At 55.2% G+C, this 19642-nt stretch carries 20 protein-coding genes and 1 pseudogene; 10 read left to right on the top strand and 11 right to left on the bottom strand.

The window, feature by feature from the left end; translation table 11 throughout:
* Nucleotides 1–107: 107 nt before the first annotated feature.
* On the top strand, nucleotides 108–1115 hold the full coding sequence (rpoS, locus tag BGP85_RS23200; protein WP_016392283.1) for an RNA polymerase sigma factor RpoS: 1008 nt from the start codon (nucleotides 108–110) through the stop codon (nucleotides 1113–1115).
* 562 nt (nucleotides 1116–1677) lie between these two features.
* On the opposite strand, the gene fdxA is transcribed toward rpoS, so the two are convergent.
* Nucleotides 1678–2001: a ferredoxin FdxA gene (fdxA, locus tag BGP85_RS23195; protein ID WP_051097441.1), complete on the bottom strand. Its 324-nt coding sequence runs from the start codon at nucleotides 1999–2001 to the stop codon at nucleotides 1678–1680.
* A 140-nt stretch (nucleotides 2002–2141) separates the two neighbouring features.
* Nucleotides 2142–4715 carry a DNA mismatch repair protein MutS gene (gene mutS, locus BGP85_RS23190; protein ID WP_181004447.1) on the bottom strand — a complete coding sequence of 858 codons (2574 nt, stop codon included), beginning with the start codon at nucleotides 4713–4715 and terminating at the stop codon, nucleotides 2142–2144.
* A gap of 340 nt (nucleotides 4716–5055) precedes the next feature.
* On the opposite strand from mutS, the gene BGP85_RS23185 reads away from it, so the two are divergent.
* Together BGP85_RS23185 and BGP85_RS23180 are read left to right on the top strand one after the other, a co-directional pair.
* A complete protein-coding gene (locus BGP85_RS23185) occupies nucleotides 5056–5715 on the top strand; it encodes a hypothetical protein (RefSeq protein ID WP_139139512.1) in 660 nt (219 codons plus the stop codon).
* Entirely contained in the window at nucleotides 5712–5894 is a 183-nt protein-coding gene (locus tag BGP85_RS23180; RefSeq protein WP_060495021.1) for a hypothetical protein, read from the top strand. The genes BGP85_RS23185 and BGP85_RS23180 overlap by 4 nt, the downstream gene beginning before the upstream one ends.
* A gap of 80 nt (nucleotides 5895–5974) precedes the next feature.
* On the opposite strand, the gene BGP85_RS23175 is transcribed toward BGP85_RS23180, so the two are convergent.
* Nucleotides 5975–7225 (bottom strand): site-specific integrase, encoded by a 1251-nt coding sequence (locus tag BGP85_RS23175; protein ID WP_060495022.1) that lies wholly within the window; start codon nucleotides 7223–7225, stop codon nucleotides 5975–5977.
* Nucleotides 7226–7364: 139 nt separating this feature from the next.
* On the opposite strand from BGP85_RS23175, the gene BGP85_RS23170 reads away from it, so the two are divergent.
* From BGP85_RS23170 to BGP85_RS23150, 5 genes are all read left to right on the top strand, one after another.
* The gene (locus BGP85_RS23170; protein WP_019818073.1) at nucleotides 7365–8522 is read left to right on the top strand and encodes a tyrosine-type recombinase/integrase; all 1158 of its coding nucleotides are present in this window, start codon (nucleotides 7365–7367) and stop codon (nucleotides 8520–8522) included.
* A gap of 10 nt (nucleotides 8523–8532) precedes the next feature.
* The gene (locus BGP85_RS23165; RefSeq protein ID WP_019818072.1) at nucleotides 8533–10143 is read left to right on the top strand and encodes a tyrosine-type recombinase/integrase; all 1611 of its coding nucleotides are present in this window, start codon (nucleotides 8533–8535) and stop codon (nucleotides 10141–10143) included.
* A complete protein-coding gene (locus tag BGP85_RS29000) occupies nucleotides 10140–11981 on the top strand; it encodes a tyrosine-type recombinase/integrase (RefSeq protein WP_227493198.1) in 1842 nt (613 codons plus the stop codon). Before BGP85_RS23165 ends, BGP85_RS29000 begins: the two co-directional genes overlap by 4 nt.
* The gene (locus tag BGP85_RS23155) at nucleotides 11974–12384 is read left to right on the top strand and encodes a hypothetical protein (protein WP_019818070.1); all 411 of its coding nucleotides are present in this window, start codon (nucleotides 11974–11976) and stop codon (nucleotides 12382–12384) included. The genes BGP85_RS29000 and BGP85_RS23155 overlap by 8 nt, the downstream gene beginning before the upstream one ends.
* A gap of 342 nt (nucleotides 12385–12726) precedes the next feature.
* A complete protein-coding gene (locus BGP85_RS23150) occupies nucleotides 12727–14013 on the top strand; it encodes an OmpP1/FadL family transporter (RefSeq protein ID WP_020302086.1) in 1287 nt (428 codons plus the stop codon).
* A gap of 60 nt (nucleotides 14014–14073) precedes the next feature.
* Here BGP85_RS23150 and BGP85_RS23145 read toward each other — a convergent pair whose 3' ends face one another.
* Entirely contained in the window at nucleotides 14074–15159 is a 1086-nt protein-coding gene (locus tag BGP85_RS23145; RefSeq protein ID WP_020302085.1) for a hypothetical protein, read from the bottom strand.
* A gap of 442 nt (nucleotides 15160–15601) precedes the next feature.
* Nucleotides 15602–16036, bottom strand: a complete 435-nt coding sequence (locus BGP85_RS23140) for a MerR family transcriptional regulator (RefSeq protein WP_020302084.1) — start codon at nucleotides 16034–16036, stop codon at nucleotides 15602–15604.
* 91 nt (nucleotides 16037–16127) lie between these two features.
* On the opposite strand from BGP85_RS23140, the gene BGP85_RS23135 reads away from it, so the two are divergent.
* A complete protein-coding gene (locus tag BGP85_RS23135; RefSeq protein WP_020302083.1) occupies nucleotides 16128–17090 on the top strand; it encodes an arsenic resistance protein in 963 nt (320 codons plus the stop codon).
* A 16-nt stretch (nucleotides 17091–17106) separates the two neighbouring features.
* On the opposite strand, the pseudogene BGP85_RS23130 reads toward BGP85_RS23135, so the two are convergent.
* A pseudogene (locus tag BGP85_RS23130) lies at nucleotides 17107–17352 on the bottom strand (DUF4113 domain-containing protein); the annotation flags it as partial.
* 44 nt (nucleotides 17353–17396) lie between these two features.
* Between BGP85_RS23130 and BGP85_RS23125 the strand changes: the two are divergent.
* Nucleotides 17397–17669 (top strand): hypothetical protein, encoded by a 273-nt coding sequence (locus tag BGP85_RS23125; protein ID WP_330219906.1) that lies wholly within the window; start codon nucleotides 17397–17399, stop codon nucleotides 17667–17669.
* Nucleotides 17670–17712: 43 nt separating this feature from the next.
* On the opposite strand, the gene BGP85_RS23120 is transcribed toward BGP85_RS23125, so the two are convergent.
* From BGP85_RS23120 to BGP85_RS23095, 5 genes are all read right to left on the bottom strand, one after another.
* Nucleotides 17713–17871 carry an excisionase gene (locus BGP85_RS23120; protein ID WP_103445313.1) on the bottom strand — a complete coding sequence of 53 codons (159 nt, stop codon included), beginning with the start codon at nucleotides 17869–17871 and terminating at the stop codon, nucleotides 17713–17715.
* Nucleotides 17868–18440 (bottom strand): hypothetical protein, encoded by a 573-nt coding sequence (locus BGP85_RS23115; RefSeq protein WP_060495024.1) that lies wholly within the window; start codon nucleotides 18438–18440, stop codon nucleotides 17868–17870. Before BGP85_RS23115 ends, BGP85_RS23120 begins: the two co-directional genes overlap by 4 nt.
* Nucleotides 18441–18618: 178 nt before the next feature.
* Nucleotides 18619–18822 (bottom strand): hypothetical protein, encoded by a 204-nt coding sequence (locus tag BGP85_RS23105; RefSeq protein ID WP_082412182.1) that lies wholly within the window; start codon nucleotides 18820–18822, stop codon nucleotides 18619–18621.
* Entirely contained in the window at nucleotides 18815–19111 is a 297-nt protein-coding gene (locus BGP85_RS29375) for a hypothetical protein (protein ID WP_256233501.1), read from the bottom strand. The genes BGP85_RS23105 and BGP85_RS29375 overlap by 8 nt, the downstream gene beginning before the upstream one ends.
* Nucleotides 19108–19608: a hypothetical protein gene (locus BGP85_RS23095; protein WP_060495027.1), complete on the bottom strand. Its 501-nt coding sequence runs from the start codon at nucleotides 19606–19608 to the stop codon at nucleotides 19108–19110. Before BGP85_RS23095 ends, BGP85_RS29375 begins: the two co-directional genes overlap by 4 nt.
* Between the last annotated feature and the right edge of the window lie 34 nt (nucleotides 19609–19642).

Here is a 19642-nt window from a genome sequence, read left to right as displayed (position 1 = left end):
GTTGTACCCCGGCCTGTTCCTTGGATGTAGAGGGGACGGGCTCCTGCGTTGCCAGGGAGACAGGCGCCGCAAGAGTCTGAGTTCGAACTCAGCAAAGGACTATAACAATGGCTCTCAGTAAAGAAGCGCCGGAGTTTGACATCGACGATGACGTCCTCCTCATGGAGACGGGTATCGTTTTGGAAACGGATGTGGTGTCAGACGAACCTGCTGTACCGTCGGTTCGGACCAGAGCGAAGTCGGGCTCTTCGCTCAAGCAACACAAGTACATCGATTACAGCCGGGCGCTCGATGCCACCCAGCTGTATCTCAACGAGATCGGATTCTCGCCTCTGCTTTCGCCGGAAGAGGAAGTGCACTTTGCGCGCCTGTCGCAAAAGGGTGACCCTGCCGGCCGCAAGCGCATGATCGAAAGCAACCTGCGCCTGGTTGTGAAAATTGCCCGTCGTTACGTCAACCGTGGCCTGTCGCTGCTCGACCTGATCGAGGAGGGCAACCTGGGGTTGATCCGCGCGGTGGAGAAGTTCGACCCGGAGCGCGGTTTCCGCTTCTCGACCTACGCGACCTGGTGGATCCGCCAGACCATCGAGCGGGCGATCATGAACCAGACCCGCACCATTCGCTTGCCGATCCACGTGGTCAAGGAGCTCAACGTTTACCTGCGCGCCGCGCGGGAACTGACCCAGAAGCTCGACCACGAGCCGTCGCCTGAAGAAATCGCCACCCTGCTGGAGAAACCGGTCGCCGAGGTCAAGCGCATGCTGGGCCTGAACGAGCGTGTGTCTTCCGTTGACGTGTCGCTTGGCCCGGACTCGGACAAGACCCTGCTCGACACCCTGACCGATGACCGCCCGACCGATCCGTGCGAATTGCTGCAGGACGATGATCTGTCGCAGAGCATTGATCAGTGGCTGGGTGAGCTGACCGACAAGCAGCGTGAGGTTGTGGTTCGCCGCTTCGGCCTGCGTGGGCATGAGAGCAGCACCCTGGAAGATGTTGGCCTGGAGATCGGCCTGACCCGCGAACGTGTGCGGCAGATCCAGGTGGAAGGGCTTAAGCGCCTGCGCGAGATCCTCGAGAAGAACGGGCTTTCCAGCGAGTCGCTGTTCCAGTAAGCCTGGCTTAACGGTATCTGAAGCGCCCCGATGACCTCGGGGCGTTTTTGTTTTCGGGGCAAGCCCGCGTCTACGGGAGATCGCAATTACCTGTAGGAGCGGGCTTGTCCCGCGAAGAGGCCGGCAATGACTGGCGTAATTCTGAAGCCGAGGAATGTGTACGGCGCTACCCCTGATGCACGGCGTGTAAGCCTTTGCTTACTCTTTATGTAAGCCATCTGTGTAACTACCAGTAAATCAAAGTCGTTTTTTGATCCCGCTTTTTCTTAACTTACTGAAATTAATACGTTTTTTGGTTATGTGGAAATGTGTCCCCAGTAACATCCTGAGAGATCTCGCAGTTGCCTGCCTCAGGGAACTCGCTAGTATTCGAACTGTGCACACGGACATGCACAGGCTTTCAGGGAGAAGGCCAGGGACATCGCAAGAAGCGATTTCATCAGGATGATGTTTGGGACAAGCAGGGACTACGGAAAAAATGTGGGCGGGTCAAACCGCCCCTTTTTTTTGCCCGCAGAAAATGAAAAAAGGCCCGTTGCGGGCCTTTTTTGTGTTCGGGCGCTTAGCGCTCCAGATCGGCGATCTTGCCGGTCTTGCCGTCCCACTCTTCAGCGTCGGGCAGGGCATCCTTGCGCTCGGTGATGTTCGGCCAGATTTCCGCCAGCTCGGCGTTGAGCTCGATGAAGTTTTCCATGCCGGCAGGGATCTCGTCTTCCGAGAAGATCGCCTGGGCTGGGCACTCAGGCTCGCACAGTGCACAGTCGATGCACTCGTCCGGGTGAATCACCAGGAAGTTCGGGCCTTCGTAGAAGCAGTCCACCGGACAGACTTCCACGCAGTCGGTGTATTTGCATTTGATGCAGTTGTCGGTGACGACGAAGGTCATTTCTAGTTCTCTCCTCAGGCGACGGCGGCGGCCCTTCCTCTCAGGGCCGCGCGGTTTACAGGCATGTGGCTGCAGGCCAGGCTAATAACCTGCAGCACCAGCAAACCGCGGCGGATTCTACCAGCTTGTAGTGGGCGCCGTTATAACAGGTTCTTTAGTTGATATAGCATTTCGATAGCTTGACGCGGGGTCATGTCATCCAAGTCCAGCTTGCCCAGCTTCTCGATGGCCGGGTGTGGCAGGCTGGCGAAAAGGTCGCTCTGGTGTGGGACTTGCGGCTCGTCCTTGGCCTTCTTGGTCACCGGTGCCTCATGGGGCAGGCTGGTGGTTTCCAGCCGGCCCAGGTGCTCGCGTGCGCGCAGGATCACTGGCGCCGGCACACCCGCCAGCTGCGCCACGGCCAGGCCATAGCTCTGGCTGGCAGGGCCAGGCAGAACGTGATGCAGGAAGACGATTCGCTCGTTGTGCTCGGTGGCGTTCAGGTGCACGTTGGCCACCAGCGGTTCACTCTCCGGCAGCACGGTCAGCTCGAAGTAGTGGGTGGCGAACAGGGTGTAGGCACGCAGCTCGGCCAGGCGCTCGGCGGCGGCCCAGGCCAGCGACAGGCCGTCGAAGGTGCTGGTGCCGCGGCCGACTTCGTCCATCAGCACCAGGCTACGGTCGGTCGCGTTGTGCAGGATGTTGGCGGTTTCGCTCATCTCGACCATGAAGGTCGAACGCCCGCCGGCCAGGTCGTCGCTGGAGCCGATGCGGGTGAAGATGCGGTCGACCAGCGACAGCTCGCAGCTGGCGGCCGGGACGAAGCTGCCGATGTGCGCCATCAGCACGATCAGGGCGGTCTGGCGCATGTAGGTGGACTTACCGCCCATGTTCGGGCCGGTGATGATCAGCATGCGCGTGCTGTTGTCCAGGCCCAGGTCGTTGGCAACGAACGGCGTGGTCAGCACCTGCTCGACCACCGGGTGGCGGCCCTGCTCAATGCGCAGGCACGGCTCGTCGGTAAAGCGCGGGCAGTTCAGGTCGAGGTTCAGCGCACGCTCGGCAAGGTTGCTCAGAACGTCGATCTCGGCCAGTGCGGCAGCGCTGTCCTGCAGGGGGGCCAGGTGGCTGATGAGGGTTTCCAGCAGCGCGTCGTAGAGCATCTTCTCGCGCGCCAGGGCGCGGCTCTTGGCCGACAGCGCCTTGTCCTCGAAGGCCTTGAGCTCGGGCGTGATGAAACGCTCGGCGCCCTTGAGGGTCTGGCGGCGGATATAGTCGCCCGGTGCCTGCTCGGCCTGCTTGGTCGGCAGCTCGATGAAGTAGCCGTGCACACGGTTGTAGCCGACCTTGAGGTTGGCCAGGCCCGTGCGGGCCTTCTCGCGGGTTTCCAGGTCGATGAGGAACTGGCCGGCGTTCTCGCTGATCGCCAGCAGTTCGTCCAGCTCGCTGTCGTAGCCGGCCTTGAGCACGCCGCCGTCGCGGATGACCGCTGGCGGGTTGTCGATGATTGCGCGTTCCAGCAGGCTGGCCAGCTCCGGGTAGGTGCCGGTAATGGCGGCCAGGCGTGCCAGGTGCGGCGCTTCCAGCTCGCTCATGGCGTTCTGCAGCTCGGGCAGGGCGCCGAGGGCGTCGCGCAGGCGCGCCAGGTCACGCGGGCGGGCATTGCGCAGGCCAATACGGGCGAGGATCCGCTCGATATCGCCGATTTCCTTGAGCTGCGGCTGCAGCTTTTCGAAGCGGTAGCCGTCGAGCAGGCAGCGGATCGAGTCCTGGCGTGCCTGTAGCACCTTGAGGTCGCGCAGCGGGCGGTTCAGCCAGCGGGTCAGCAGGCGGCTGGCCATGGCGGTCTGGCAGCGGTCGATCACCGATTGCAGGGTGTTGTCGCGGCCGCCGGCCAGGTTGACGTCCAGTTCCAGGTTACGGCGGCTGGCGCCGTCGAGGATCACCGTGTCATCCAGGCGCTCGTGGCGCAGGCTGCGCAGGTGCGGCAGGGCCGTACGCTGGGTTTCCTTGGCGTAGGTCAGCAGGCAGCCAGCGGCGCCGATTGCCAGGGTCAGCTTGTCACAGCCAAAGCCCTTGAGGTCCTTGGTCGCGAATTGCTGGCACAGGGCCTTACGCGCCGAATCGCGGTCGAAGTCCCACGGCGCGCGGCGACGGGCACCCGGGCGTTTCTCGGCGGGCAGGTCGCGCGGCCAATCGTCGGGGATCAGCAGCTCTACCGGGTTCAGGCGCTCGAGCTCGGCCAGCAGGTTTTCCCAGCCTTTGATCTCCTGCACGCTGAAATTGCCGCTGGTGATGTCCAGCACCGCCAAGCCGAACAGGCGTTCGTCACCGAGCAGGGCGGCGATCAGGTTGTCTCGGCGCTCGTCGAGCAGGGCCTCGTCACTGACCGTGCCGGGGGTGATGATGCGCACCACCTGGCGTTCCACCGGGCCCTTGCTGGTGGCCGGGTCGCCGATCTGCTCGCAGATCACCACCGATTCGCCAAGCTTGACCAGCTTGGCCAGGTAGCCCTCCAGCGAATGGAATGGAATCCCGCACATGGGGATCGACTGGCCGGCCGACTGACCGCGCGCGGTCAGGGTGATGTCCAGCAGTTTCGCGGCTTTCTTCGCATCTTCGTAGAAGATTTCGTAGAAGTCGCCCATGCGGTAGAACATCAGCTGGTCCGGGTGCTGATTTTTCAGCTTCCAGTACTGCTGCATCATTGGTGTGTGTGCGGAAAAATCAGAAATTGCTTTGTTCATCAATGGCTTATAGCGCTTTTCGGTAATTCGTGGGGCAATTTTGGGGCATTGTGAAAAGCGGCTTTTCAGCCATCGCAACCCAGGCATGCTTGAGTGGCTTAAAGATTATCACGCACAGGCTGCGTCGGGCACCTTGGAAAGCAGAGGTCAGCGAGCAAACCAGCTGATCAAATAGCTGTATGCATGTACAGTGTTAGTAGTGATTCACTACCTTCATATTCCACAGGTAGTGGAATTTAGTTTCTCTTATGCTTATATTGTCTTAGGTGGTGGCGTTATGCTCCCGTAGAATCTCGGCCCAATTTTGGAATATGCCACTGGGGTGTTCATGGATGTTGTGACAGCTGCCGCAGAAGATTCATCTGAATGTGAGATCAATGCAGCTGTCACTCCAGACAGGCGTGTGATCGAGCTTCGCGGCATGGTGAGCGCTGAGACTGTTGGTCCAGTAATTCATGAGCTGCAGAACGCCCAGCCAGCAGAGCAGTTGCTAATCTATATCCGAGCCAACGGCGGCGGGGAAATTCACCAGTTGGTGAGATTGATCCAGGCCTTGTGCACAACGCAGGCGGACGTCGAGCTTGCTGTTGGGCGATTTGCGATGAGTGCTGCAGCAACCTTATGGTTCTGGTTCCTTTTGGACCCTATTCCCGGCGACGATGGCGTTGGGCGTGTAGTCTCTGTGGACCCATTGAAGCCAACGGTTCTGCTCTATCATCGTCCTCGGTGGCCCATGGCTGGCCCCGGTGGCTATTATTGCTTTGTAGAAGATTTTGAAGATCAATCAGTCCAGGAAAATCTAAGCCGGATGGTTGAAATCTTCGATCAGATGTTCGAACGTATCCTTGTCGCACAAGGAGTGGGACAGGTTCACGCCGCAACGGTCAAACATGACGGTGCGACTTACAAGCATCACCTGCAATATGCCCGGGATGCTTACTACAGCAACAACGATTACGTTATCTCCCTGAATGGAGTCTCAGCATGAAAAGTCTGGTAGCTGGCGAGCTCAGAGCAAAAATCGAGGAATCCCGGAAAAACAGCGCCAGCTGTGGGAAGGATTTTACTTTGGCGCGAGTGCGTAGTTTCCAAGAGGCGGATCAGAAGCTGCAAGAGGCTTGCGCGCGTTTGGGGATTGAGAAGCCGCACATGATTGCTGCTCACTAATTTTTTGCGTCGTATTGAAGGGGCCTTTTTAGGCCCTTTCTTCGTTTCTGGGCAAACTGGATGGGCCAGTTGCTTGCTGTTTACTGTTGTCCTCTCCTGCTGTGGCGCAGGTTTTCCCAGATCCTTTCCAGCTCAGTGGGTGATTCGTCATCCATCCACTTTGCGTACACCTCGACCAGCATTGTGAAGTCCTTGTGCCCCATCTGCTTCGCGATGAACGCAAGGTTTCCTCGGGCAGTCAGGCACCAGCAGGCATAGGTGTGTCGCGTCTGGTACGGGCGCCTAGGTCGTATCCCGGCGCGACGCTGAATCCCTGCCCATTTCGTGTTCCAGGCAGTTGAGACGAACCACTCATTGATCACCTGCTTCCTTGCCTGCGTGCTCGGGGATAGGAGCGGGGTGGCCGACTCGTCTCGCCATTCGTGCCGATTGTGGTACACGCGAATATCCCGCTTGGGGTGCTTTGCCACGATGGTGATCAGTGTTCTGCAGGCCTCGATCGCCGGCTCCATCAGCAGCACAGTGCGGGGCTTGCCCGTCTTGGGGAGCTTGAAGGTGCCGTCGGCGGTGATTGCCCTGGTTACTTCGATCTTCCCAGCCTGCAGGTCGATGTCTTCCACAGCCAGCGCGCAGAGTTCGCCGGGGCGGAGTCCGGTATATACAGCCAAGGTGATAGCTGCGGCGTCTTGCGGGTGCAGGCAGCCTTTCGAGATCAGCAGGTCAACCTCATCATGGGTAAGCGGGTCCGGCTCTTTGTCACTCATTGCGAAGCGTGTGCAGGCGGCAGCGAGACCGGCCATGCAGTAGTTGTTGCTCTCGCACCAGGTTAGGAAGCCGGCGAAAGTGGCGAGGTAGTGGTTGGCGGTCGAGGGGGCTCTGGTTTCAATCAGGCGTGCTCGAAGAACGTGGATGTCTTCAGGCAGCAGGATGCCGGCCAGTCGATCCCCGCCCACCAGGTCAACGCAAATATCGATGGCATAGGAGTATTTCTCCTCAGTCATAGGAGTGATGTCGATGGCCTTCAGCGGCTTGTATCGCTCTGCTAGGGCAGCCAGGCGTTCGTCCTTTGCATTGCTGTAGTTAGCTGCGTGCTTCGAGTTCGGGAAGTGACGCCCGTATTCGAAAGTGCCGATTTTGATCTCATGAAGAATCGCCGCCCGGAGAAGGGCGGCATGCTTGATGTTGGCCTTGGTTACCGGCAGCCCGAGAGACTCGCGGCAGCGGATGCGGCGCCACATGAAGACGACCCGCAAATTGCCACCGTGAATCTCAATGCCCGTGTGCTTAGCCAGCTCGGCCTCTAGGCCACTTGTGATGCGCTCTCGGCCCACTTGTCATACTCTGCAATGTTGATCTGAGGGGTAGAAATCGTTAGTAAATCTTGTACAGTCCGCATCACTTTCTACGCACCTCTGAAACCGCAATTAACTGGCTTTCATAGTGCTGAGTATTCTGTGGCTAGGGCTTTGTATGAGACTGCTGTTTGCAACTAAAGACCTAGCGTTGGCCGGTCGCTCATTTGAAGGATTTCCGCTGCTGATCGCGGGGGATGGTTGGCCGGTGGAACCCGCGCAATCCTTCCTTTGGCACGCACTCGTTGAGTCTGGCGAAGCGCTGAGCCGTCTGACTTGGGAGGCCTACGGTCGACGTCTTTATGATTACTTCGCGTTCCTGGAAGCCAATGGTCTGAAATGGGACGAAGAAAGCGCGGCCAACGGCCTGAGTGTGCTTTCGAGGTACCGAGACTGGTCGAGTGGCGAGCTTTCGCTTGATCCCCGCACCGTTAATAACCGCCTCGCATTGATCGTGCGTTTCTATCGCTGGGCTAAGCAGCGCAATTTGATCGCTGTGCTGCCATTCGGTGAGAGACGGGTCAGGACATCTGCCCATTCCGGATTGCTCTCTCACGTTACGCGACCGAATGCCCAAAGCACCAAGCCGTCGGTGATGGTTAGGGCCCAAAAGCGGCTAACCAAATTTTTAACAAAGGATCAGGTCAAGGAATGCCTTGGCTTAGATGCCGACCCAAGCCACCGAATACTTTTCCATCTCATGGTAAGAACTGGCCTTCGCTCATGTGAGGCTAGGTCGTTCCCACTGAAATATGTATTCAACCCAAAATTGCAGAAAGGCTTGCGTAAAGGGCAAATGATTAGCGTCGCTCTAGAACCCACAGATATGCATATCAAATATGACCGCCCTAGAACCATCGACGTACCTTGGTCGCTGATGGAGGATATGTGGTCTTACTCTCTCCATCAGAGAGAAATGCGTAAAAGATTCGGTGACGGGAATGTTAGTGCGTTGATTCTTACGAATGAAGGTAGGCACTACTCAAAAGACGCAGTTGTCGACGTAATGAAGTCTTATGAGAAGAAGTGCGGGATCTATGTTCGCGCTCATATGCTGCGACATACCTATGGCACGTATACATTACTTGCTCTTCGAAAAAGTAAAGATTTTGAGGGCGAGCCATTGTTGTATGTTAGAGATCGAATGGGCCATTCGGATGTTCAGACAACTATGATTTACCTTCATCTGATAAATCAGCTTGAGGCTCAATCCGTGCTGGCGTACGAGGATGAGATCGATATGATGTTTATGTCAGCCCCCATAACGCAGATCTGAGGGCTGCTACTTGGCCAGAATTAAGAAATACAAAGCTACTTTAGAAACCATCACTAAGGGCGTCGAGGCGGTCGATGAACAATTAAAAGTTGCGTTACCTAAAAATCCGAGAAACCACAGAAAAATCGATCACTCTCAATATATTGGCCTAGGATTTGATGCATGGGCGATCCAGAGTCTGCACGTAATTAGGATGCTTCTAGGTGGGGGGAATTACTCGGTAGCAACCTTGATTGGGTATTCTGTAAATGGGTTAAGGTTCTTTTTTGGGTTCTTAAAAAGTGAAGCTCTTAAATCGCCACCACTTACGCCGAACGGATTGACAAAGCGCCATCTAGAACGCTTTATCTCTTGGCTGAAGTTGAAGTATCCAAAAGGCTCGACCGCAAAGAATTATTACACCAGCTTCAAATCGCTGATTATTGCGTTAGCTGAATACGGCTTTATTGAATCGGACATTGACGAGCTTCTTCCTCCAAATCCATTTCCTTTCAATGACAAGACCACTAAGGATGCTGACCCTCTTTCAATGGCGGAAATGCAGAGGCTGGTTCGGGCATTGAAATCCGACCTCGTAGCTATTCATAAAAATAGGTTTTCCGGTAACAGTGCGGAAGAAATGGCTGTGTTGCTGCTGTTAACAGCTGCAAGGTCAGGAGTTAACACTACTCCGCTGCTGGAAATGACCAGAGATGCACTCAAGCCTCATCCTTTCATGCCCAATCTCAGGTTGATTACGACCGTAAAACGTCGGGGTAAAGGTGCTCAAAGCAAAACAGTTCGGCAGACAAATCTGCTAGACAAATTTAGCGCTGTACCGCTCGATGGGGTTGCGGTGTTGAATAAGGCGCTCGAAATAAGCAAGCCGCTCGTAGCGCTTGCATCTAATGAAATCAGCTCTTACATTTGGCTATATCGCTCAGGGCAGAGGGGACGCGCAAATGAGGTCGTCGCTCTTACCCCTGGTGCGCTATATGTAACAGCTAAAAGAATCTGTCAGCGGCATGGCCTTCTAGATGATGAGGGCGGCCAGCTTGTTGTAACTCTTAGTCGGCTACGAAAAACTATGGAAAGCCGACTATGGAAACTTAGTGGTGGTGATATCTTAGAAGTTTCATCTGTCATGGGGCATTCTACCGCTGTAGCAGATAATCACTATCTCAGAATCAATGATGAGATTAAAACGGAAGGCGCAATATTTATTGGTGAGGCGTTTCCTGAAAAGCTTCGTGGCATCGACATCACTCCGACCCCGCCAGGCGGTTGTAAGGATAGCCTATACGGAAACTTTGCGCCTAAAGATGGTGTGAATCACTGTTCTGAGTTCATTCACTGCCTTGGTTGTCCCAGCTACGCAATTGTAGGTTCGCTAGAAGATTTGCACCGGTTATTTAGCTATCAGCAATTTTTACATGCAGAGATTGCATATTTTCTCACGGATGAATGGGAAGCGTGGAGAGCGCGTCAGCTTCAATATATCAAGCTTATTGACGATTTTACTTCTCGGAAGTTTGATAGAGCATTAGTTGGCCGGGCCCGGATCAAGGCTGAATCCGATCCGCATCCTTTCTGGGCAAAAAAGATTGAATTCATGAACAAAAAACAGAGCGGTGTGATTTGAATATTCGTACCGCTAATGCTGTACTGAAGGCATATGACGTCCTTGTAGCTCAACCAGTTACAGCTGACGGTTTAAGTCCGATGGAACGGGATGCTATCGTCATTAGTGCTATCGTAAATGAGCGTGGCGAAACGCTCGTACTTAGTAGGTTTGGCGATGCTCAATGGGATCTTCGCCCATTCTTCGATCAAGCGAACGTTGCCAGATCCAACAAGTTTATTAGTTGGGATATGAGCCTCCCGCCGGCACTGATTGATGATAGCAAAGCTATTACCTACGCATGGTTTAAGCGAGGGCTTCCAAAATCTCGGCCTCCAATTGCAAGGGGTATAACGACATTTGCTGTTGCTAGTGTCATGCCTTTCCTGCGTTGGTTGGCCAGCGTAGGTGTCTCTAACTTTTCTGAAATGCGCCAAATTCATATTAGTAATTATATCTATCTATGCAAGGAAGAGCTGAAATTGCGACCTCTTCCGCTGTATGGGCGGTTGCGGGTTATAGACTTTCTCTGGATGTTTTCTGCGGATACATTGCACCCCATTTCAAGATACCCTTGGGGGGAGTCTTCGTTATGGCGTGTTTGCGGGATAGGCAAAGTCAAAGGGGTGGAGTCCGCGAATAGGGGCGTAGGGCGGACAGATATCATTCCTCACGCTGAGCAGTCAAAAATCTTCAACCATTGTGAAAGAATTGTTCATGAGATGAAGAACGAGTTGGCGATTAATGGAATTGCATATCACCCTAGCGACCATCGAATGATTATTCGTTGCCGGAATGCCGTTCTGTACATCGTTTCGATTACTAGCGGAATGCGCAACGATGAGGCAATTGGAATCGAGGTTGGCGCCTGGCGTAGGGAAATTAAAGATGGAGTGTTATTTTGTTGGGTTTCTACGATTGAGCATAAGACCGGTAAAGGGAAGGTTGAGTATCTTGTCCCTGAATTGACGTTGAATGCTCTGGAACTATTCGCAAAATATTCTGCTCCCTTAAGAAAGGAGCTAGAGACTGAAATTCGAAGCCTGGTAAAAAACACTGCTCCTTGTGATCCGGGTGAACACCTTCTGCGATTGCACAAGGCTCGGAAGGACTCAAATAAGTTATTTCTCGGTCGACATGCTGAGGGCGGTAATCTCAAGGATAAGCATGTTGACGCTCTTAGTGACCAGGGATCCAACGCGGCCTTCGACCGCCTAGCTAAAGCGGCTGGGAGCGAATGGCCGTTGAGGACGCATCAGTGCAGGCGAACGTATGCAAGGTGCTTTGTTGAGTCGCGTATGGGGCGTACTTCGCTGATCTATCTCAAGTGGCAGTTTAAACACACCAGTATGAGCATGACCCAACTTTATGCGTCTAACCCCCAGCAAGATCTCGCCCTATTTGATGAAATCTTGCAGCAGATGACTGAGTTTAAAATAGACTTGATTGAATCCTGGCTCGACGATCAGCCATTGGCTGGAGGTGCCGGTGAAAAGATAGTTGAGCTACGAGCAATACCAATTAAGAGTAGGGCTGCTTTGCTTGCGCAAACTGCTCCTCAAGCCAACATTCGCGCGACTGGCCATGGCTGGTGTCTGGCGACAGAGCGAGGCTGCGGTGGAGCTGGATTATATGAGGCCACTCGATGCCCTGGCTGCAAGCACTCTGTGATTGACGAGTTCTTCGCGGGTACTTGGCAGGACATTTACCTCCAGCAGGAAGAGCTAATCAAAATCGAAGACGCCGGCCCTGCGGTTAAGCAGCGCGCTGAGCGCGATTTACAGGTTGCGTTCGATGTCCTCACGAGCTTGGGACTTTCTCCACTTAACGATGCTTCTGAAGAGGCCCTGAATGGCTGATCCCACTAAGCAGCGGCCTTCAGGCCGTTCCAGGTCAAAAACTCTCGACGCTCTTGATAAGGCCGTCGATGGGATGGTCGCTGCCGACGAAAAGCTTTCTATCGCATCAGTTGCACGTGCAGCAGGTGTAACGCCTGCTCTCATTCATAACACCTATCCAGCGGTGGCTGAGAGGATCCGCACACTTGTAGGCAAATCGGTGCGGGCCCAGCGTGATTTGAAGCATCTGGCTCTGGTGAGCGAGAGAGAGAAAAATAGAGTGCTTCGTGCTGAAAACGATCAGTTGTTAGCGGAGCTGGCAAAAGTCGCTTCAGTGAATCAGCGCCTTATGTTTGAGGTTGCAGAGCTGAGGGCGCTTTCCAGCGAGAAAGTGATCCTTCTGCCTTTGACGCCCTCCATATAGTCGGGGTTTGGCAAGACACTCCTCGCCGACTTGGGAGCCTGGTTCTGCGTCACCAAGTGGGCCAGTGTAGTAAGCGAACGGGCATTACAGGTTGCGTAACGGCAGCCAGTTATGCGGCAACAACTCGGCGATCTCACTGGCGCGCTGCGTCGGCAGCCGCATCAGCACATCCACAGTAGCGAGGATCAATCTACGCCCGCGCAAGCGCTTGGGCTGGAAGACGCCGTACGAAGTGCATACAGGGGTGAGCGTTGCACTTATGTGTTGAATTCAGGCAGGCTATGGCGTTGCGAGCATTTTATTGGTAATTTCGTCGGCGCTGACCACCAAGGATTAATAATAATGAAAAAAGTGCTTCTCAAGAACACCATCGGTTTCGCTGTGGCCGTGGCATCCACTCAACTCTTCGCCGCTGGATTCGCTCTTAACGAACAAAGCATCAGCGGGATGGGCACTGGTTTTGCCGGCCGCTCTTCTTCTGCCGATGACGCCAGCACTGTATTTGGTAACCCAGCCGGTATGGCACGCCTTAAGCGGGAACAAGTGACCGTAGGCGCGGCTGCCATTCTCGCCAAGTCAGATATCAGCAGAGACGGCAGCAATTCCCCAGGCGGCAGCTTCGATGGCGACATGGTTCCCACCGTTGGCGTACCGATGGGCTATTACGTCAAGCCAATTGATGATCAATGGGCGGTCGGATTTGGTATTTACGCACCGTTCGGCCTGGCCACCGATTATGAAAACGGATTTGCCGGCCGTTACTTCGGTAGCTACAGCAAAGTTTCGGTTGTGACTCTGCAGCCGACCGTCAGCTACGCCTTCAATGACAAGATTTCGATCGGTTTCGGTCCGACCATCAACCGTATTGACGGCACATTGAAGTCTGATGTCCGCAGCAACTTTGCTGGTACGAACGACGGCGAAGTGAAAATCAGCGGGGACGACACTGCCGTTGGCTACAACATCGGCGTCATGATCCAGGCCACTGACAGCACGCGTCTAGGTCTAACCTACCACTCGATGGTTGATTACAAGCTCGACGGCAAAACAAGGATCACTGGTGCTCCGTTCAGCGTTTTCAGTGGCACCAAGTTTGATGCCTCACTGAAAATCAAGACCCCTGAGTCCGTGGATTTCTCGGTTACCCACGAGCTGACCGACGACGTGACCCTTTACGTCGGCAGCACCTGGACCCGCTGGAGCCGCCTGGAGGACATCACAGTCAACAATAGTGGCGTACCTGCGCAGTTGGGCGGCAGCTCTGGCGCAATTGGCACTATCAGTGAGCCACAGAACTGGCACGACACTTGGGCCCACGCCATCGGTGCTAGCTACAAGGTCAACAAAGAATGGACTCTGCGTACCGGCCTCTCGGTCGACCAGTCGCCTACCAACAACGAAGATCGTTCGCCACGGATCCCGACCGGCGACCGCACCGTGTTCAGCCTTGGTGCTGGCTGGAGCCCAACCGAAGACATCACTGTCGACATGGCATACTCCTACCTGATGGAGGAAGACGTTAAAGTCAGCAGCTCGAAGCCTCTTGCCCCAGGTGTAAACACCACCTACAACGCCAAGTATGAAAACAGCGCACACGGCCTCGGCCTCGGCCTGACCTATCGCTTCTAAGCGTTAGTTGGTCTAACAAAAGCCCCAGCCATGTGCTGGGGCTTTTTTTAATCCTTTGGCTTAGGCTTGAAACGAATTGGCTTCTGAACCAGGGACTAGCGGAAATTGAGTCAATTGTCCGGTCTCACCTGGTTGTGCGCTTGGCAATGCTTCCATCTTCCCGCTGGTTAAGCCCCGACTGAGCGAGAGGAAAAGGGCAGTTGGGGCGCCATTTCTTGGTCCTCGGCAAATAGGTATTCCCAGGGAGCGACGACATTGACCGACCGATCCTTTTGTAAATGCGCCGCCGAGCAAGGCCGCGACCTCTGAGTCTTTAATTTTGCCCAGTAACGCAATGCGTTCGGCCGTCCAGACCTTATGGTGCCGCTTGATCCCCAACTTCTTTCGAAGTATTGAAAGTGTGGTTGATGAGTAGCCAAACCTGGCCACCAAATCACGATCGGCTACCTTCCCAAGCAAGGACAACATTTCTTCGGGGTACTTAGGCACATTTACACTCGAAATGCCCCGGGCTTTGCGCTCTTTCTTCAGGTAGTGCAGGGTGAAACCGAACTCAGTGGATAGGTCCTGATCAGATCGCACCCCCAGCTGACTGACCAGCTCCTGCGGCAATTTTACTATCTCGCGTTTTTTTGCGTTGGGCGTTTGAGTTGGTGTGGTTGCAGGCTTAACCGTGGAGGCTATGCCCATTTTTTTTCGAAGTGCACAGACGGTTGCGATATGGTACCCAAACTGCTCACCGACCTCCCGGTCAGTAACCTTCCCCAGCAGCTGAACCATTTCTTCCGGGTATACACCACGTTTGAACTGGTCGATACCCAAGGCAAGCCGCTTCTGCTTCAAGAAGTAAGCCGAAATACCACATTCAACCGAAAGATCGCGATCCGAGCGCTTGCCGAGTTGCAGGATCACAGCTTCGGGGATCTCATTCAGTTTGTGGCTATTTGACTTGCGTTGGGCTCGTTCGCTCATAAATCGTTTCTTATTAGTCAATTCTTTCGGAAAAGCGTCGCGATTCAACACTCGTTTCAGACGGTGGTTCTTCTTGCCGGTGGCATCGACTAGGAACAGCAACTGCATGCCCCGTTCGGCCATGGCGCGAAACTGTTCTGGGGGCACCTGGTCGAGGTTGGTCGAAGAAATCATGCCGCTGATTGTGCCAGAGCAGACTCTCAGCGGCGACTAACAGATTGGCCCCAAGGCCATGGCCTAAAACATCGTGATTGAGCTACCAGCACCGATTCTTTTCCAAGGCTACCCACCCCAGCACGAGAGCTTGAAGTTGCTCGGCATCCAATCGGCTTCAGAGCCGTGTCGTGCGGGAATTGGCAAACAGATGAGCACAGTACCTACTCGCCGCACCTAACATTACAACAGCCCGCGCCATTACGGTTTCAGTGCCAATGCGCATGCCCACCTAGAATGGCTGAAAATGGTGCCCACTTAATTTGAGTGGACACCATAGCCTCAAGCGATGGCATCAGTTAGGTGTGTTTCCCGGACGCTTACCCAGTGTATCCGGACGCGGACGGTCAATACTTTTGACGAAGTTTCCATGGCGGCTTGTCCCCGACGCTTCGTTAGTCGCCTAGGAGCAGCAACCAGAGCGAGATCCAGCAGCAGGCTGGAACAGTGACTCAACAATTGTGCAGTTTGGGGTGTACGAACCCAGGCAGGTGGATTCACACGTGCCGGCCATCGATAGCAGTTCTTTTCGGATCTGTTGGAGCTTAGCTACCTTCGACTCTACTTCTGCCAAGTGCTTTCTAACGACTGACAGTGCATCAGCGCACGGACGATCAGCATCTGCCGCGAGCGCAATGAGTTCTCTGATGTCGTCGAGTGGGAAGCCCAGCTCACGATTCTGCCGGATGAAGATGAGTCTGGATCGATGCTTTTCGGTGTAGATTCGATGCCGCCCTGCCGACCGCAGGGCCGGAGGTAGAAGGCCTATCTTTTCGTAATAGCGAATTGTTTCAATGTGGCAACCCGTTGATTTCGACAGCGCCCCGATTCCTGACATGCAAATTCCCCAAGCATTTTCTTGAACCTGTAGTAGCTACAGATATTACCCTCTCTTCAGAAAATAATTTCACGCGCTTGAAGGGCATTTCGTGGACAGAGAACAGCTAGAGAAAAACCAAATTCCCGTTTACTTCGTGGCGGTCGTGGTCGCGGCCATCGGAGGCCTGCTTGCACCCAATGCGTCTCAAGCTATGGGTGCGCTGGTGACACCAGCCATCGCAGTGCTGATGTACGCCATGTTTCTACAGATTCCCTTCTTGGATCTCCGGGAGGGTCTTGCGAACAAACGATTCATGGCGGCGTTGCTGACAGCCAACTTCGTGGCCATCCCCTTGCTGGTTTGGGCATTGACGATGGGGATCACCGATCACCCAGCGATTTTGGTGGGTGCCCTGTTGGTTTTACTGACGCCATGTATCGACTACGTAGTGGTGTTTACCCATATAGGCAAAGGTGACTCCAAACTCACTCTGGCGGCCACTCCACTGCTACTTTTGCTACAGCTCGTGCTGCTGCCGCTTTACCTGGCCTTCATGCTGAGTAGCGACTCCGCAGTGGTCATTTCTATTGGGCCATTTGTTGAGGCCTTTGTGGTGCTGATCGCTTTGCCTCTGGTATTCGCGGTAGCAACAGCTGCCGGGGCAAAGAGATCGCGCGTCGTTGAGGGCTGGAACAACGCATGGGCTTGGATGCCTGTACCGGCTATGGCTGCTGTGTTGGTCGTAGTTATCGGATCTCAGATTTCAGCTGTAGTTAGAGACATGGACAAGCTGATGCCTGTTATTCCTGTCTACCTCGCTTTCATGCTCTTGGCCCCATTGGTTGGTGCCTTGGTTGCGCGCGCATTTAAATTGCCGGCCATCACTGCGAGATCAGTGGCCTTCAGCAGTTCGACACGAAATTCATTGGTGGTTCTGCCCCTCGCACTGGCCTTGCCCGGGGAAATCAGAGGGCTCGCTGCGGCAGCAGTCATTACCCAAACGCTGATTGAATTGGTCAGCGAGCTAATTTACATCCGGGCCATTCCTGCCTTGGTGTGGCGCAAAATGTAGATCCTTAGCTAAGCGTCTATTCGCAATTTACAGTCCAGAGCTGATCGAGCCGTGTCGTGTAGCAGGGACTGAGCATCTCTCACTTCATACCCCAATCTGGAGCAACCGGCACGCGGCCTGGTCGAAGCGTCCCGCGTCCCCATTTCGCATTTATCTGATCCATAACCTGCATGGTTTTTTGCGAGGCAATCGGTTGCGCTTTGGCGAAGAGATCATCGGTGAACTCACCTGGGCGGCAAATATCCAGGAGAAGGATTACTGCGATCCCTGGTCATCGACACGGCCCAGAGATCAAAGGGCTTGGGGGTGGCAGTGCTTCAGCTGATTGAAATGATCGCCGCCGAGCAAGGAATTACTCGACTCCACCTGCTCACGACTACGGCGTCAGGTTTTTTCGAGAGTTCTGGATTTGAGGTAAGGGAGCGCGGTTCCGAGCCCGAACTGATTTCGCATACGGAGCAATTCAAAGGCCTTTGCCCAGGGTCGGCTTGCTACATGAGCAAAACGTTGCCCCTCGAAAATGGGCCCAAACATGCTGTCCAAAACAGCGAAAAATCCCAAAAAAAGTTAGCGAAATAATTCGCATATAAATCAGTAGCTTAACGCTTACTAATTGTTAGAGTCATTCAGATACTCGGATGGTGATGCGGCCATCGGGCGCCTTTCGCCAGATCCGACCTTGTGCCCAGGTACCATTTTTCACCTTGTGCCTAATGGCGTCTTCGGAGTAGCCGGTCAGCTCCGCGGCGCGGTTGATCAGTACCCAGCGTGGTGTGCTCATGCGGTCACCTCACGTGCATGCTTGCGATCCAAGCGGGCGATTTCCGCTAGGATCAGAGCGCCGGCTCTGACGAGCATTTGTCTTTGATTGGTTGGCTTCCAGTGTTCGGGCTGCCATGGCCAAGATGGCGGGATGGTAGTTACCTCGTAATGGTCCATGTTGCAGGTGTAAGCCCAAAACGCATATGCACCGGCAGCGTCGGCTAGCTGGCCTCGGGTGTACTGGTCATCCCGCTCTGCTGTGTATCCCTCGCCGTCTATCTGGCGCAGCCGTTCCTCGAGAACGCGCAGAGCAGCCGTGTGGGCATTGTTGATGTCGGGCGTACCGCCCTCCGCTGGGTTGAGATCGCGTCTCACCGTAGCGTCGGCATAGGGCATACCGGATAGCAGGATGCTGCTCTCGGGCTTGCAGCCCTCCGCGTTTATCAGGCGGTGGCGCTCAATCTCTGCGATCAAGCCCAACACTGTCGCGGGCGGTAGTGCCGTACCGTAGTCATTCAGGGCTACGGAGTCGTATTGGTTCGCGGCAGCAGTGGCGAGTGCCTTCAGTCTGATGATGTCGATTGTCATGCCGTAGCCCTCCGGCTGATAATGAAACCAGCTGTTTGGCGGACCTTGGAGCACCGGTTGTGGTTGCCCTTGACGCGGGCGTTGCCGCAGATGTCGCAGATGAACGACATGGCCGGGCGAAACATCGGCTGCATGCCCTTGCGTGTGCGAGTGGCTGGGGTGTAGGTCGATGTGTCGATCACAGCGAATACCTCTCATGAACTCGGCGAGTGTTCGGGCTGAGGGCCAGGTGCTCAAGGTTTGCGGCGCTGTTGGCAGTCGTTAGCGTGCCAGTCGCGGGGTGGCTGACAGTGCGGCTGCGCTGCAACTCGGTCAGTGCGGCGATTAGCGCCAAGGCGAGCGCGAGGCTGATCAACTGCCAGGTGCGTGTTGATTTACCCACGTTGGCAGCCCTCGTTGATCTGGCTGAGTATCTGTTTGCTGGCCAGCTCGAACAGCTCGTCGACGGAAACCGGCGTGACGGACTGCTCGAAGTTGCGCACGGCGTCAAACCGAGTGCGGTACAGCCCGGCATGGCCGAGCCAAGCGACGGAGTGATGCTCTGCGTCTGACACTGGGCAGTCGTGGGCTTCGAGGCGTGGGCCTTGATGACTACGTTTGCACTTCCTGCAGTGATGCAAGCCACCGTCGTAACCCTCGGAGGTGTGCCAATCGTGCTGGTATGTGTTCATGCGGCCACCCCCGCATCGGTGGTTGGGGCTGCTGGCTCGCGCAGCTCATTGCGGACTCGCACAGCCAGCTCACGCAAACTGCGCCCTTGGTGCTCGGTGCGCGCTACCCATGCTTCCGCACCCTTAAGTTGCTTCCAGGTCCGTCCGGCTGTTTCCAGCGTCTCGGTTGCACTAATGAGTGCTTGGTAATCAGCCTTGGTCACCGCAAGCCCGGTGTACGACATGATCCGTTCTTCGAGTTCGGCGATGGTTTCTCGGCGGGCTTCCATGTGGGCAGTGAAAGCTTTCCGGGACGTGTCCAGCTCGGCCTGCTTGTCGGCCAGATCCCGTTCGAGCTGTCGAACGCGGTGGGTGTGGGCGGCTTCCTTGGCTTCTTGGCCTTCCATGAAGCCCAAGGCATGCGCTCGGCGGCGGGCGGTGGCAAATAGGAAGGGCAGAACCACCAGGGTGGCCAGCCAAAGGATGCCCAGGCCGAGAACTTGTTGATGCGGTTGCATGTGCTGTGCTCCGAAAGAGCCTGCCGCCGTTAGT

The organism is Pseudomonas putida (assembly GCF_002906855.1).
GTDB classification, from domain to species: Bacteria; Pseudomonadota; Gammaproteobacteria; order Pseudomonadales; family Pseudomonadaceae; genus Aquipseudomonas; species Aquipseudomonas putida_N.
Note: the sequence above shows the minus strand (reverse complement) of the source record. Positions and strands in the feature narration are given on the sequence as shown.

What these genes read in the sequence shown, in the direction of transcription:
- rpoS (WP_016392283.1), top strand. Translation starts at nt 108, where the DNA reads ATGGCTCTCAGTAAAGAAGCGCCGGAGTTTGACATCGACGATGACGTC.
- fdxA (WP_051097441.1), bottom strand. Translation starts at nt 2,001, where the DNA reads ATGACCTTCGTCGTCACCGACAACTGCATCAAATGCAAATACACCGAC.
- BGP85_RS23185 (WP_139139512.1), top strand. Translation starts at nt 5,056, where the DNA reads ATGGATGTTGTGACAGCTGCCGCAGAAGATTCATCTGAATGTGAGATC.
- BGP85_RS23180 (WP_060495021.1), top strand. Translation starts at nt 5,712, where the DNA reads ATGAAAAGTCTGGTAGCTGGCGAGCTCAGAGCAAAAATCGAGGAATCC.
- BGP85_RS23170 (WP_019818073.1), top strand. Translation starts at nt 7,365, where the DNA reads ATGAGACTGCTGTTTGCAACTAAAGACCTAGCGTTGGCCGGTCGCTCA.
- BGP85_RS23155 (WP_019818070.1), top strand. Translation starts at nt 11,974, where the DNA reads ATGGCTGATCCCACTAAGCAGCGGCCTTCAGGCCGTTCCAGGTCAAAA.
- BGP85_RS23150 (WP_020302086.1), top strand. Translation starts at nt 12,727, where the DNA reads ATGAAAAAAGTGCTTCTCAAGAACACCATCGGTTTCGCTGTGGCCGTG.
- BGP85_RS23145 (WP_020302085.1), bottom strand. Translation starts at nt 15,159, where the DNA reads ATGATTTCTTCGACCAACCTCGACCAGGTGCCCCCAGAACAGTTTCGC.
- BGP85_RS23140 (WP_020302084.1), bottom strand. Translation starts at nt 16,036, where the DNA reads ATGTCAGGAATCGGGGCGCTGTCGAAATCAACGGGTTGCCACATTGAA.
- BGP85_RS23120 (WP_103445313.1), bottom strand. Translation starts at nt 17,871, where the DNA reads ATGAGCACACCACGCTGGGTACTGATCAACCGCGCCGCGGAGCTGACC.
- BGP85_RS23115 (WP_060495024.1), bottom strand. Translation starts at nt 18,440, where the DNA reads ATGACAATCGACATCATCAGACTGAAGGCACTCGCCACTGCTGCCGCG.
- BGP85_RS29375 (WP_256233501.1), bottom strand. Translation starts at nt 19,111, where the DNA reads ATGAACACATACCAGCACGATTGGCACACCTCCGAGGGTTACGACGGT.
- BGP85_RS23095 (WP_060495027.1), bottom strand. Translation starts at nt 19,608, where the DNA reads ATGCAACCGCATCAACAAGTTCTCGGCCTGGGCATCCTTTGGCTGGCC.